This window comes from Actinomadura montaniterrae, from assembly GCF_008923365.1.
Classification (GTDB): Bacteria; Actinomycetota; Actinomycetes; order Streptosporangiales; family Streptosporangiaceae; genus Spirillospora; species Spirillospora montaniterrae.
In genome coordinates this window covers 1-12510 of record NZ_WBMR01000252.1, presented here as the reverse complement: position 1 = coordinate 12510, position 12510 = coordinate 1, and the positions used below count along the sequence as shown (strand labels likewise).

Annotated in this window: 14 protein-coding genes; 4 read left to right on the top strand and 10 right to left on the bottom strand. The window is 74.6% G+C overall.

The window, feature by feature from the left end; translation table 11 throughout:
• The 3 genes from F9B16_RS43695 to F9B16_RS43685 form a co-directional block, all read right to left on the bottom strand.
• Positions 1 to 1190 (bottom strand): sensor histidine kinase (locus F9B16_RS43695; protein WP_151546157.1); only part of this gene is annotated, 1190 nt, incomplete at its 3' end.
• Between the two features lie 85 nt (positions 1191 to 1275).
• A complete protein-coding gene (locus F9B16_RS43690; RefSeq protein ID WP_151546156.1) occupies positions 1276 to 2796 on the bottom strand; it encodes an MFS transporter in 1521 nt (506 codons plus the stop codon).
• Between the two features lie 105 nt (positions 2797 to 2901).
• A complete protein-coding gene (locus tag F9B16_RS43685; protein WP_192809284.1) occupies positions 2902 to 3438 on the bottom strand; it encodes a TetR/AcrR family transcriptional regulator in 537 nt (178 codons plus the stop codon).
• A gap of 154 nt (positions 3439 to 3592) precedes the next feature.
• On the opposite strand from F9B16_RS43685, the gene F9B16_RS43680 reads away from it, so the two are divergent.
• Positions 3593 to 3817, top strand: a complete 225-nt coding sequence (locus tag F9B16_RS43680) for a serine hydrolase (protein ID WP_151546154.1) — start codon at positions 3593 to 3595, stop codon at positions 3815 to 3817.
• On the top strand, positions 3814 to 3954 hold the full coding sequence (locus tag F9B16_RS51745; RefSeq protein WP_192809283.1) for a hypothetical protein: 141 nt from the start codon (positions 3814 to 3816) through the stop codon (positions 3952 to 3954). The genes F9B16_RS43680 and F9B16_RS51745 overlap by 4 nt, the downstream gene beginning before the upstream one ends.
• 9 nt (positions 3955 to 3963) lie before the next feature.
• On the opposite strand, the gene F9B16_RS43675 is transcribed toward F9B16_RS51745, so the two are convergent.
• On the bottom strand, positions 3964 to 4656 hold the full coding sequence (locus F9B16_RS43675; RefSeq protein ID WP_151546153.1) for a DUF2249 domain-containing protein: 693 nt from the start codon (positions 4654 to 4656) through the stop codon (positions 3964 to 3966).
• A gap of 117 nt (positions 4657 to 4773) precedes the next feature.
• Between F9B16_RS43675 and F9B16_RS43670 the strand changes: the two genes are divergently transcribed.
• Positions 4774 to 5403: a helix-turn-helix transcriptional regulator gene (locus tag F9B16_RS43670; protein WP_151546152.1), complete on the top strand. Its 630-nt coding sequence runs from the start codon at positions 4774 to 4776 to the stop codon at positions 5401 to 5403.
• 29 nt (positions 5404 to 5432) lie between these two features.
• On the top strand, positions 5433 to 5867 hold the full coding sequence (locus F9B16_RS43665; protein ID WP_151546151.1) for a hypothetical protein: 435 nt from the start codon (positions 5433 to 5435) through the stop codon (positions 5865 to 5867).
• A 19-nt stretch (positions 5868 to 5886) separates the two neighbouring features.
• On the opposite strand, the gene F9B16_RS43660 is transcribed toward F9B16_RS43665, so the two are convergent.
• From F9B16_RS43660 to F9B16_RS51740, 6 genes are all read right to left on the bottom strand, one after another.
• Positions 5887 to 6216 (bottom strand): cupin domain-containing protein, encoded by a 330-nt coding sequence (locus tag F9B16_RS43660; protein WP_151546150.1) that lies wholly within the window; start codon positions 6214 to 6216, stop codon positions 5887 to 5889.
• A gap of 44 nt (positions 6217 to 6260) precedes the next feature.
• A complete protein-coding gene (locus tag F9B16_RS43655; protein WP_151546149.1) occupies positions 6261 to 7463 on the bottom strand; it encodes a L,D-transpeptidase in 1203 nt (400 codons plus the stop codon).
• A gap of 186 nt (positions 7464 to 7649) precedes the next feature.
• Entirely contained in the window at positions 7650 to 8429 is a 780-nt protein-coding gene (gene pgl / locus F9B16_RS43650; RefSeq protein WP_151546148.1) for a 6-phosphogluconolactonase, read from the bottom strand.
• Positions 8426 to 9508 carry a glucose-6-phosphate dehydrogenase assembly protein OpcA gene (locus F9B16_RS43645; protein WP_151546147.1) on the bottom strand — a complete coding sequence of 361 codons (1083 nt, stop codon included), beginning with the start codon at positions 9506 to 9508 and terminating at the stop codon, positions 8426 to 8428. Before F9B16_RS43645 ends, pgl begins: the two co-directional genes overlap by 4 nt.
• Positions 9508 to 11034 carry a glucose-6-phosphate dehydrogenase gene (gene zwf, locus F9B16_RS43640; RefSeq protein ID WP_151546146.1) on the bottom strand — a complete coding sequence of 509 codons (1527 nt, stop codon included), beginning with the start codon at positions 11032 to 11034 and terminating at the stop codon, positions 9508 to 9510. Before zwf ends, F9B16_RS43645 begins: the two co-directional genes overlap by 1 nt.
• 162 nt (positions 11035 to 11196) lie before the next feature.
• Positions 11197 to 12510: glucose-6-phosphate isomerase (locus tag F9B16_RS51740; RefSeq protein WP_192809282.1), on the bottom strand; the 1314-nt coding region annotated here is incomplete at its 5' end.

The window sequence follows — 12510 nt, the reverse complement described above, 5'->3', positions numbered from 1 at the left end:
AGGCGGGCGTGCAGCCGGAACCGGCCGTCCCCGGTCCGGCCGTGCTCCAGCGTGCCGCCGAGCAGCGCGACCCGCTCGCCGAGCCCCACCAGCCCGGCGCCCGCGCCGGGCAGCGCGGCGGGCGGCGGCCCGGGCGGGACCGGGTTCACGATCTCGATGGTCAGCGCCGTCCCGCCGGGCGCGTCGAGCGTCACCCGGACCCGCGCGCCCGGCGCGTGCTTGCGGGCGTTGGTCAGCCCCTCCTGGACGATCCGGTAGGCGTGCCGCCCGACCCGGACCGGGACCCCCGCCGGGTCGGGCACCCGGTCGTCCAGGACCACCTCGCCGCCGGCGCCGGACGCCTCCCGCACGAGGTCCGGCACGTCGGTGAGCGCGGGCTGGGGGCGGTCGGCCTCCGCGCCGCCGGAGTCGCCGCGCAGCACCCCGATGACCTCGCGCAGGTCCTCCATCGCCTCGTAGGCGCTCTGCCGGATGACCCCCGCGGCGGCGCGCTGGTCGGCGGGCGCGTCCGGGCGGAACTCCAGCGCCCCCGCGTGCACCGCCAGCAGCGAGATGCGGTGCGCGAGGACGTCGTGCATCTCCCGCGCGATCCGCTCGCGCTCCAGCAGCCGCGCCTCCTCCACCCGCAGCCGCTGCCCCTCCTCGGCGGCGCGCGCCCGCTCCTCCATCGAGGCGATGAGCTGCCGCCGGGACCGCACCAGCATCCCCGTCGTGATCAGCACCGCGTAGATCAGGCCGAAGATGACGATGCCCTGGCGGAACTGGACCCAGGGCGAGGTGATCCAGAAGAGCACGGCGATCAGCGCCAGGTTCGCGGCGGCGACCGGCAGGAGCGTCCGCCAGGGGCGCAGCATCGCCAGCGAGTACATGGCGGCGGCGGCCGTGCCGAGGGTCGACGTGGCCGTCCACTGCGCGAACATCATCGTCACCGCGACGGCCACCGGGAAGCGCCGCCGGAACAGCAGGAGGAACACCAGGGACACCGCGCCGGCCGACAGGTCCACCGGCACCACGATCCGCTGGCCGGGCGTCGGGTCGTCCAGCGTCCCCTGGAGCAGCAGCAGGCCCAGCGCCGCCGCCCCGGCGGTGACGCCGAGGTCGCCGAGCCAGGCCCGCCACGGGCGCCGCAGGTCGAGCCGGGCGGCGAGGCGGGACGGGCCGGTCGCGGGGGAGGGGCCGGCGGGATCCATGCCGCCAACGCTAGCGAGCCCGCGCCGGCCCCGGAGCGGTCCAGGGTCGGCGCGGGCATCGACTTTGGTCGACGGTCCCCGCGGGTCAGCGGCGGCCGGGGAGATGCCGCGCGACCAGCGCGGCGGTGACGAGAACGGCGGCGGCGGTGATGAGGACGCCGAGGTCGGCGCCGTGCACGAACGCGGCGGCGGCGGTGTCGTGCAGCGCGGCGGCGGACGGGGCCGGCAGGTGCCGGGCGATCCCGGCGGCGGCGCCGACGGACTCGCCCGCCGGGCCCTCCGGCATCCGCCCGCTGTAGACGGTGGCGGCGATGCTGCCGACGAGCGCGACGCCGAGGACGGTGCCGAGGTTGCGGCTGGTGTTGCTGACCGCCGAGCCGATCCCCGTCTTGGCGGGCGGCAGCGCCGACAGCGACGACTGGGTGGCGGGCGACATGGTCAGCCCGATCCCGGCCGACAGCAGCACCGAGGCGACCACGTAGTGCCCGTAGCCGCTGCCGCCGTCGGCGGTCGCGAACCAGGCGAGCCCGGCCGCCGCGGTGACCATCCCCGCCGTGATCGCCACGCGGATCCCGAACCGGGCCGCGACGCGGGTGCCGAGCGGGGAGGCGGCGGCGAGGGCGAGCGCGCCCGGAAGCGCGCGCACCCCGGCCTCCAGCGGCGAGTAGCCGAGGACGAACTGGTAGATCTGGGTGAGGACGAACGTGACGCCCGCAAGCCCGAAGAACATCACCGTGACCGAAGCGACGGCGGCGGTGAAGCGGCCGTCCCGGAACAGGCTCAGGTCGAGCATCGGGGCGGCGGCGCGCACCTGCGAGTACCCGAACGCCGCGAGCAGGACGGCCGCGACGGCGAACCGCGCCAGCGTGCCGGTGGTGGCCCAGCCGTCCTCGCCGGCCTGGATGACGGCGTAGGTGAGGGCGCCGAGGCCGGCGACGGCCAGGACCGTCCCGGCGGCGTCCACCGGCGGCCGGTGCGGGGCGGAAGAGGCGGGCACCAGGAACGCGGCCCCGGCCAGCGCCGCCGCGACGACCGGCACGTTCACCAGGAAGATCGCGCCCCACGAGAAGTGCTGGAGCAGCCAGCCGCCGGCGGTCGGGCCGATCGCGACGCCGAGGCCGCTGACGGCCGACCACAGCCCGACGGCCCTGGCCCGCTCGGCCGGGTCGGTGAAGACGGCGGTGAGCAGCGCCAGCGTCGCCGGCATGATCAGCGCGGCGCCGGCGCCCATCACCGCGCGGGCCGCGATGAGCTGCGCGGCGGTGCCGGACAGCGCCGCGCCCAGCGACCCGGCGCCGAACACGAGCATCCCGGCGGACAGGGCGCGGCGCCGCCCGTACCGGTCGCCGAGGCTCCCGGCGGGCAGCAGCAGGGCCGCGAAGACGAGGGTGTAGGAGTCGACGATCCACGCCAGCGCGCCGGAGCCGGCGTCCAGCGAGGCGGCGAGCGTGGGGATCGCGACGTTGACGATCGTGGTGTCGACCACGATGACCAGCAGGGACAGGCAGAGCACCCCGAGCGTGTACCAGCGTCGCGGGTACGGGGCGGGGGCAACCGTTGCGGGCGTTGCGGTGCCGCGCGCGGCGGCGGTCTGGGGGGATGACATGTGAGGCTCCTCGGAGTATTGATTGATACACCTATAAATGCGAGAGACGAGCGGCCCGCCTCGGGTTGGCGGGATGAGAACGCGGGCGTGCGGCGGAGTGCCGGATCAGTGGGACGCGGTGGGCCGCACGTAGTGGTCGGGAAGGTCCAGGACGGTGCCGACGATCAGCAGGTGGCCGACGGCCATGAAGCGGACCACGGCCTCGTGGTCGGCGCCGGACAGCTCGGTGATCATCTCGGCGGACTCGATGAAGCCCTTGCGCATGAACTCGCGGATCTCGGGGTCGGAGGAGGCCGCGTAGCCCTGGAGCTGGCAGCGGGGGGAGTCGGGGTTGGCGAGGAAGGCGCCGTAGTTGCGGCCCATCTCGGCCAGCGACTCCTCGGGGGTGGCGCGGGGCCGCCACGCCCGGCCGAACGCGTCGCGCATCTGCCGGCGGACGCGTTCGAGGCAGGCGAGGAACAGCGTCTTCTTGTCCTCGAACAGCGCGTAGATGTAGGGCTGGGAGATGCCGGCCCGCCTGGCGATGTCCGAGGTCTTCGCGGCGTGGTAGCCGAACTCGGCGAACACGCTGATCCCCGCCTCGAGCACCTGCTCGCGGCGCTCCTCGGCGGTGGGCCTGCGCGCCGTCCGGCTCTTCGTCATGGCCTCATTATTGATACGCCAATCAAAACATGTCAACCCCTTGCCGGACGCGGATGTGGGGCTGTCCCCAACAGGGCCGTCCCGCCTGCCCCACGGCGAACCGGGGTGAGCGCGCCACTGTGGCCGGGGCCGCCCGCGCCTAGCGTCGAAGGACATGACGACACGAGAACCGAAGCGCCGGCGGGCCGACCGCCGGACGGGACGGCCCATGCCGGCGGACCCGCGCGTGCGCGTCGGCAGCATCACCAAGACGTTCACCGCCGTCACCGTCCTGCGGCTGGCGGCGCAGGGCCGGGTGACGAGACCTGGATCAGGGGCCCGCACCTGCGCGGCTACGTCCGCGCCGACCAGGGCGGGACGGTCCGCCGGGCCGACATGACCGACATGAACACGACGGTCGCCTGGGCCGGCGGCGCGCTGATCTCCACCCCGCGCGACGTGAACGCGTTCTACGGTGCGCTGCTCGGCGGGCGGCCTCTGCCCGCGCGCGACCTCACCTGCACCCCGGAGGGGTGAGGCGGGGCGTCAGGCGGCGGGACGGCCGATGCGCACCCGCCACAGCTCCGGCCCGGACGCGTCGTAGTCCCAGGTGAACGCGGCCGGGTGCGCCAGCTCGAACTCGCGCCGCAGGTGCTTCGGGTCGTGGTTGTTGACCAGCGTGAACGACTCGCCGGGCGCCAGCCGCGCGAACCGGGCGAAGATCCGGGGGTGCCGCCGCCCGCGCGGGATCTCCCGGACGTCGATCTCGTCCGGGCGCTCCAGCCGCCCGCCGTCCAGCAGCGTGCGCAGGTCGCCGGCCAGCAGGCCGAGATCGGCACCGGGCAGCGCGGCCAGCGCCGGCAGCAGCACGGTCTCCTCCACGGTGAAGTGCACGGCGAGGACGGCCGCGAGGTCGCGGGCGGCGCGCACCGGGTCGGCGGCGGAGGCGACCGCGCCGGCGAGTCCCTCGATCTCGGCGACCGTCGCGCGCAGGGCCCGGACGAGCAGCCGCGTCTCGGGCGCGCCGGACGCGGGCGCGTAGAGGGCCTCGTCGGCGGCGGCGAGGTGGCGGCGCAGCTCGCCGTCCAGAAACCCGGCCAGGACCGCGTGGTCCTGGCCGGGCTCGCGCGCGGCGAGCGCGGCGAGCCGTTCGAGCAGCCGCCGGTGGACGCTCCGCACCTCGGTGGCCGCGCGGACGGCCGGGTCGGTCTCGGTGGCCTGGATGAACACGTCGGACATGGGTGCCCCTCTCGGTTGCCATGATTATTACATGTACTATTTGTAAAAACCCTGGAGGGGGAGCGCTGTGACCTACGTGATCGCGGTGCCAGCGCGGGCGGGGGAAGGATGAGGGCCATGCCTCCCGAACGGCACCGGCGCAGCGAGACCCTGGACGCCCTGCGCACCGCCGGCGCCCCGCTCGGCGTCGCCGACGTCGCCGAACGGCTCGGCGTCCACCCCAACACCGCGCGCTTCCACCTGGACGCCTTGGTGGCGGACGGCGCCGCCGAGCGGACCCTCGAACGGCCGTCCGGTCCCGGCCGGCCCCGCACCGTGTACGCGGCCCGGCCCGGCATGGACCGCAGCGGCTCGCGCGGCTACCGGCTGCTCGCGCAGATCCTGCTCAGCCGACTCGCCGCCGGGCCCGGCGGACGCGTGGAAGCCGAGCGCGCCGGCCGCGAATGGGGCCGCTTCCTGGTCGACCGGCCGCCGCCGTTCAGCCGGACGAGCGCCGGCGACGCGACCGAGCGGCTCACCGCGCTGCTCGCCGACCTCGACTTCGCGCCCGAACCCTCCGGCGACGCCGTCCGGCTGCGGCACTGCCCGTTCCTGGAACTGGCCGAGGAGTACGGGCCGCTGGTCTGCGACGTCCACCTCGGCATCATGCGGGGCGCGCTGGCCGAGCTGGACGCGCCGGTCGAGGCCGAAGGGCTCGAACCGTTCGCCGAGCCCGGCGCCTGCCTCGCCCGCCTCCGGCGCACCTGACCCCTCTTTGCGAAAGGCATTCGACGACCATGAACGCGACCGCCGCCGCCACGGCAGGCGCCCTGACCTTCCTCTGGCTCGGGATGGTGCTCGGAATCTCGTTCCTCGAGGCGCCGCTGAAGTTCCGCGCGCCCGGCGTGACCATCCCGATCGGGCTGGGCATCGGCCGCATCGTCTTCCGCGCCCTCAACCTCGTCGAGATCGTGCTGGCCGTCGCCGTGGTCGCCGCGGTCGCGGCCGGCGGCCCGCCGGTCGCCGTCACCGTGCTCACCGCCGTGCTGGTGGTGCTGCTCGCCGTGCAGCTCGGCGCCGTCCGGCCGCGCCTCAACAAGCGGTCCGACCGGGTCCTCGCGGGCGAGGACGACCAGCCCCGCTCCCGAGGCCACCTGTACTACGTGGCGCTGGAGGGCGTGAAGGTCGCCCTGCTGGTCGCCCTCGGCGTCGCCGTCCTCGCCGCCGGCTGACCCGGCCGAGCGGGGCCGCTCAGTGCTTCGCGACGGTCAGCAGCACGGCGGCGTCCTCGAGCGCCTCCAGCGCATGCCGGGCCGGCGGGATGATCAGCATGTCGCCGGACATGCCGTCCCACGCGTCGTCGCCGCTCGTCAGCCGCACCCGCCCGTGCAGGACGAGCAGCGTCGCCTCGCCGGGGCTCTCGTGCTCGGTCAGCGCCGTCCCGGCGGTCAGCGCGATCAGCGTTTGCCGCAGGACGTGCTCGTGGCCGCCGTAGACGGTCTCGGCGCTGCGTCCCGTGGCCGCCGCGGCGGCCCGCTTGAGGTGGTCCCGTACCTGCGCGTCCAGCGAGAGCTTCTGCATGGACCCAGTCTGCCAGCGGGGCCGACCGGGCCAGCGGGGCCGGGTCAGTTCAGCGGGGCGCCTGTGACGGGCACGCCGAGCGCGCTGCCCTGCAGCCACTCGTCCCACGACTTCACCCACGGCGTCGGGCCGTTGCCGAACTGCAGCTTCCGCGAGGTCCCCGTCACCTTGACGACGTCGCCCCGGTTCGTGAAGTTGAAGAACCACTTCGCGTCGGTGGGGGAGGCGTTCACGCAGCCGTGGCTGACGTCGGACACGCCCTGCTCGCCCGTCGACCACGGCGCCGAGTGCACGAACGTCCCGCTGTAGGTCAGCCGCACGTTCCAGCTCGTCGGGATCCGGTACTCGCCGGGGTCGCCGGTCGTCGCCGAGTCCATGATGATGTGCGCCGACTTCTCCTGCGCGATCATCGTGCCGCTGTAGCTGTCGTGGCCGGGCTTGCCGAGGCTGACCTTCATCGTCCGCACGACCTTGCCGTTCTCGGTGACCGTCGCGCGGTGCGTGCCGTCGCTGATGGTGGTGATGTGCTTCGGGCCGACGGTGAAGCTCAGCGTCCGGTCCTTCATGCCGTACATGCCCTCGCCCGCCTTCAGCCCCGCGAGGTGCGCGATGACCTTCACCTTCTCGCCGGACGGCCAGTAGTCGCGGGGCCGGAAGTCGACCTCCTTGTCGCTGATCCAGTACCAGGCGCCCTGCACGGGCGTGGACATCCGGACCTCGAGGGCCTTCTCCACCGCCTGCTTGCCGGCCTTGGTGCTCACCGGCCTGGACAGCAGCAGCTGCACCGGCATCCCCACGCCGACCGTCTCGCCGTCCAGCGGCGACATGCCGGTCTCCAGCTTCTTGGCGGGCGTCAGGGTGGTGAACGTCGACGTTGCGGTGACCTGCTTGCCGCCGTCGCCGGAGCCCTGCGCGGTGACCGTGTACGTCGTCGAGGGCCGGAGCCCCCACGACGATCGCCACGACTTGCCGTCCGGCGCGAGCTTGCCCTCGGCCTTCTGGTTCTTGCCGTAGGTGAGGGTGACGCTGGTCAGCTTGCCCTTGTCGGCCTTCACCAGGACGGGCTGATCGGGCGCCACCTGCTTGGTGCCGGTCGCCGGGGTGATGGCCAGCTTCGCCGCGTCCTCGGCCTTGCCGCCGCCGGAACCGCCGCCCTTGTCGCCTCCGCCGGAGGAGCACCCCGCGACGGAGATGGCCAAAGCCCCGATGATCGCCGCACCCGCCGTCCCGGCCCGACCCTTGCGCATCACCGAACTCCTCACGTTCGACACGCGGTACCTCATGGCCAGGTTATGCGCAGCTCGCGGCGAGCCATGCCGATGCGAGGGAACGTCCCGGCTTTCTCACAGGTGGGCAACGGCCTCACCAAGGCGCGAAGGCCGGTGCCGCGCGGCGTTCCACCGCGCGGCACCGGCCCTGACGTGATCAACGCCTCAGGGGGAGGCGATCCGCTCGATCCCCGGCGGGAGCTCCGCCGCGGCGGCGCGGTCCAGCAGGAACAGCGTGCTCTGCCGGCCGCGCGCGCCCGCGCAGGGCACCTGCACCGGTCCGGCGCCCGACAGCCCCAGCCGCACCGCCTTCGCCTTCGACTCCCCGGACGCCAGCACCCACACCTCGTGCGCGGCGCACAGCGACGGGAACGTCAGCGAGATCCGGGTCGGCGGCGGCTTCGGCGCGCCGTGCACCGCCACCACCGGCCGCTCGTCGCGCACCGCCGGCATCTCCGGGAACAGCGACGCGACGTGCGCGTCCGGGCCGACGCCGAGCATCAGCACGTCGAACGAGGGGACGGGCCCGTGGTCCTCGGGACGGGCGGCCGCGGCCAGCTCGGCGGCGTACCGCTCGGCGGCCGCCTCCACGTCGTCGCCGTCTGGGCCGTCCGACGCCGGCATCGGGTGTACCCGCGCCGGATCGAGGTCCACATGGTCGAGCAGCGCAGCGCGCGCGCCGGTCTCGTTGCGCTCGGGGTCGCCGGTCGGGAGGAACCGCTCGTCGCCCCACCACACGTCCAGCCGGCGCCAGTCGATCGCGTCGCGGGCGCCCGTCGCGGCCAGCGCCGCCAGCACCGCCGTGCCGACGCCGCCGCCGGTCAGCACCACCGACGCCGAGCCGCGCGCGGCCTGCACGTCCACGATCCGCGTCACCAGCCGCGCCGCGGCGGCCTTGGCCAGCAGGTCCTGGTCGCGGTGGACCAGGACCGCCGGGGGCGTCACGCGTCCCCCGACGGCTTGCTCCGGGACGGCTTCTTCCCGCCCTTCGCCGCGGAGGCGGGCGCCGCGGGCAGCCCCTCCTTCGCGGCCTCCTTCTCCGCCTTCTTCGTCGTGGCCGCCTCCTGCGTGCCCGACAGCGGCTCGCTGGCGACGCCCTCGTCCGACGTGCCGCCCGCGAGGTCCTTGGCGAAGCGGGCCGCCGCCTCCCGGTAGACCTCGTCGGGGTCGAGCCGCCGCAGCTCCTCGGCCAGCAGCTCCGACATCGGGCGGCGCATCAGCGCGACCTGCCGGTCGGGCTGGCCGGGACGGCACAGCGTCGCGACCCGGCCGTCCGGCCGGTCGATCACGATGTCGCCGCCGGTCGTCGTCAGCCGGACGCCGGTGATGCCCGGGCCCTCCGACACCGTCCGCTCCACCGCGACGCCGAGCCGGATCGACAGCCACGCCGCCAGCAGCTCCGCGCTCGGGCTGTCCGGCTCGGCCATCACCTCGCCCGAGATGATCTCGTCGTGGTCCTGGTCGAGCGACGCGGCCAGCAGCGACCGCCACGACGTCAGCCGGGTCCAGGTGAAGTCGGTGTCGCCCGGGCTGTAGTTCCCGGCCAGCTGGGCAAGGGTGCCGAGCCGGTCGCGGGCCGCGTACGCGTCGGTGATCCGCCGCGTCGCGAGCTTGCCGAGCCCGCTCTTGGACGGCGACTTCGGCACCTTGCCGCCCGGCCACCAGATCACCACCGGCGTGTCGGGCATCAGCAGCGGCACCACCACCGAGTCGGCGTGCTCGGCCAGCGGCCCGTACATCCGCAGCAGCACCGTCTCGCCCGGGCCGGTCTCGCCCATCCGGATCTCGGCGTCCAGCCGGGAGGAGTTGCCGCGCGGGTCCCGGGAGATCACCGTCAGCACCCGGCAGGGGTGCTCGCGGGCCGCCTCCGTCGCCGCGCGGACCGCGTCGTACTGCGCCGACTCGTCCGTCACGATGATCAGCGTCAGCACCATGCCGACCGCCGGGCCGCCCATCAGGTGCCGCGACTGCGTCAGCGCGTCCTGGATCTTGCGCGTCGTGGTGCCGGTGAGGTCGATGTTCATCAGAGCCTCCTCCAGGCGCGGCCGTCGCGCGCCATCAGCTCGTCGGCGCTGTCCGGCCCGTAGCCGCCGGACGTGTACTGGTCGAGGCCGCCGCGGCTCGCCCAGTACTCCTCGATCGGGTCGAGGATCCGCCAGGACAGCTCGACCTCCTCCTGCCGCGGGAACAGCGGCGGGTCGCCGATCAGCACGTCCAGCAGCAGCCGCTCGTAGGCCTCCGGGGACGCCTCGGTGAACGACTCGCCGTAGGCGAAGTCCATGTTCACGTCGCGGATCTCCATCGAGGTCCCGGGCACCTTCGAGCCGAACCGGACCGTGATGCCCTCGTCCGGCTGCACCCGCATCACGAGCGCGTTCTGCCCGAGCTCCTCGGTGTCGGTGTGCGAGAACGGCAGGTGCGGCGCTTGCTGGAACACCATCGCCACCTCCGTCACCCGGCGGCTGAGCCGCTTGCCGGTGCGCAGGTAGAACGGGACGCCCGCCCAGCGGCGGTTGTCGATCTCCAGCTTGACCGCCGCGTACGTCTCCGTCCGGGAGTCGGCCGGGATGCCGTCCTCCTCCAGGTACCCCTTGACGCTCACGCCGCCCTGCCAGCCCGCCGCGTACTGGCCGCGCGCGGTGGAGGTCTCCAGGTCGCCCGGCACCCGCACCGACGACAGGATCTTCGCCTTCTCGGTGCGGACGGACTGGGCGCTGAACGACGTCGGCTCCTCCATCGCCGTCAGCGCCAGCAGCTGCAGCAGGTGGTTCTGGATGACGTCGCGGGCCGCGCCGATCCCGTCGTAGTAGCCCGCCCGGCCGCCGATGCCGATGTCCTCGGCCATCGTGATCTGCACGTGGTCGATGTAGGAGCGGTTCCAGATCGGCTCGAACATCGCGTTGGCGAACCGCAGCGCCAGGATGTTCTGCACCGTCTCCTTGCCGAGGTAGTGGTCGATCCGGAAGATCGACTCCTCGGGGAAGACGCGGTGCACCGTGTCGTTCAGCTCCAGCGCCGTCTTCAGGTCCCGGCCGAACGGCTTCTCGATCACCACCCGGCGCCAGGCGCCCTCCTTGCGGTCGGCGAGCCCGCTGCGCTGCAGCTGCTCGACCACCTGCGGGAAGAACTTCGGCGGGATCGACAGGTAGAACGCATAGTTGCCGCCGGTCCCGCGGCTCTCGTCCAGCTCCTTCACCGCCATCGACAGCGCGTCGAAGGCGCCCGGATCGCTGAACTCGCCGGGGACGAAGTGCATGCCCTCCGACAGATGCGTCCACACGTCCTCGCGGAACGGGGTCCGCGCGTGCGCCTTCACCGATTCATAGGCGATCTGCCGGAAGTCCTCGTTCTCCCAGTCGCGGCGGGCGAAACCGACCAGCGAGAAGCCCGGCGGCAGCAGCCCCCGGTTCGCCAGGTCGTAGATCGCCGGGAGCAGCTTCTTGCGCGACAGGTCCCCGGTGACCCCGAACAGCACGAGCACGCACGGCCCGGCCACCCGCGGCAGGCGCTTGTCGCGCGGGTCCCGGAGCGGATTGGCTGCGTCGGTCACGTTGCGGCCCCCTCTTCTCGCACGTTGCCTACCCTCACTTCTACTCGCATCCGATCAGACCACGCATCCTGTGTGTCGACCCCGTGTACTGACAGTCTCGCCCCTCCCGGACGCGCCGTCGCCGTTTCCGGGTCGCCGGAGCGCCGCGGCGGCGCAGGCGTCCTACCCGCCCCGGGCGGAGTCGAGCAGCCGGGCGAGGCCCGCCCAGCGGTTCTGCAGGTGCAGCCGGACGACCGGGCGGCCGTCCGAGCGCGCGGCGCGCGCGTCGCCGAGCGCCCGCGCGAACTGGAGCACGCCGAGCCGGTGGTGCCGGCCGGGGACCGGGACGTCGCGGTCGGCGTTCCCCGTCACTTGCAGGTATACGCCCGCGTCCGGTCGATCATTCCCGCCCGCCGGGCGCCGGGCGCCCCAGCCGACGGTGACCGGGCGGCGGCAGCGGGCGGCCAGCAGCGCCGCGAGCCGGCGGACCTGCGCGCCCTGCCCGGCGGTCTCGTCCGGATCGAGGTAGGCGACCAGCGCCAGGTGCTCGTCGGGCCCGACCGCCGCGACCAGCGCCGCCAGCAGCGCGCCGAGGTCGGTCGCGCCGGCGAGCGCCGGGTCGGCGGTGTGGACCTCGACGGAGCGGCCCGGATCGCCCTCGGCCAGCGCCGGGTCGCCCGACCCGTCGTCCAGCGTCACCGGGGCGGCCCGGCCGGGCGGTGCCATCGGGTCGCCGTCCAGCAGGTAGGCGGCGACGGCGGCGGCGTACTCCCACACCACGAGCTGCCCGGCCGCCGGGCCGGAGACGGTCGCGTCGTCCTGGTGCGGCCGGCCGTCCAGCGTCAGCAGGAACAGGTCGTCGCCGGGCGCCACCGGCAGCCCGCCGCCCTGCACCACCGGCAGGATCCGGCCGCCGGCCGCCTCGTCCAGCAGCAGCGCCGCCCAGTCCGCCAGGCCCGGCAGCGCCGCGGAGTAGCCGCCCAGCACGACCGTGCGGCGCCCGGCCCGCGCCGCGCCGCCGAGGATCGCGCCCAGCACCAGGCCGGGGTTGTTCTCCGGACGGGTCAGCGCCGGCAGCGCCCGGGTCGCCTCGTCCAGCAGTGTCGACATGTCGGCACCGGCCAGGGCGGCCGGCACCAGCGCGTAGGGGGACAGCGCGCCGAACGCGGTCGGCGCGGGCGCCTCCACCACCGGATGGCCGGCCTCCGCCGCGAGCTTCGCCGGGACGGTCCCCGGCGCGGCCACCGTCACGACCCGCCGCGCGATCTCGGCGGGGGACAGGCCGAGGTCGGCGAGCATCCCCAGGAACACGCGCCGCAGCGCCTCGGTGCCCGGATCGTCGCCGGTGACCACCACCGCCGTGCGGCCCAGCCGTTCGGCGTCGTCGCCGATGCGCAGCACCGGGCCCGGCTCCGGGCCGTCCAGCACGGTCAGCGGCGGCACGCCGCCGTCCGCGGGCCGCCCGGCGGGACCGGGCCCGCACGCGCGGGCGAGCAG

What these genes read in the sequence shown, in the direction of transcription:
- F9B16_RS43680 (WP_151546154.1), top strand. Translation starts at nt 3,593, where the DNA reads ATGACGACACGAGAACCGAAGCGCCGGCGGGCCGACCGCCGGACGGGA.
- F9B16_RS43690 (WP_151546156.1), bottom strand. Translation starts at nt 2,796, where the DNA reads ATGTCATCCCCCCAGACCGCCGCCGCGCGCGGCACCGCAACGCCCGCA.
- F9B16_RS43665 (WP_151546151.1), top strand. Translation starts at nt 5,433, where the DNA reads ATGAACGCGACCGCCGCCGCCACGGCAGGCGCCCTGACCTTCCTCTGG.
- F9B16_RS43645 (WP_151546147.1), bottom strand. Translation starts at nt 9,508, where the DNA reads ATGAACATCGACCTCACCGGCACCACGACGCGCAAGATCCAGGACGCG.
- F9B16_RS43660 (WP_151546150.1), bottom strand. Translation starts at nt 6,216, where the DNA reads ATGCAGAAGCTCTCGCTGGACGCGCAGGTACGGGACCACCTCAAGCGG.
- F9B16_RS43675 (WP_151546153.1), bottom strand. Translation starts at nt 4,656, where the DNA reads ATGTCCGACGTGTTCATCCAGGCCACCGAGACCGACCCGGCCGTCCGC.
- F9B16_RS43655 (WP_151546149.1), bottom strand. Translation starts at nt 7,463, where the DNA reads ATGCGCAAGGGTCGGGCCGGGACGGCGGGTGCGGCGATCATCGGGGCT.
- F9B16_RS51745 (WP_192809283.1), top strand. Translation starts at nt 3,814, where the DNA reads ATGACCGACATGAACACGACGGTCGCCTGGGCCGGCGGCGCGCTGATC.
- F9B16_RS43670 (WP_151546152.1), top strand. Translation starts at nt 4,774, where the DNA reads ATGCCTCCCGAACGGCACCGGCGCAGCGAGACCCTGGACGCCCTGCGC.
- F9B16_RS43685 (WP_192809284.1), bottom strand. Translation starts at nt 3,438, where the DNA reads ATGACGAAGAGCCGGACGGCGCGCAGGCCCACCGCCGAGGAGCGCCGC.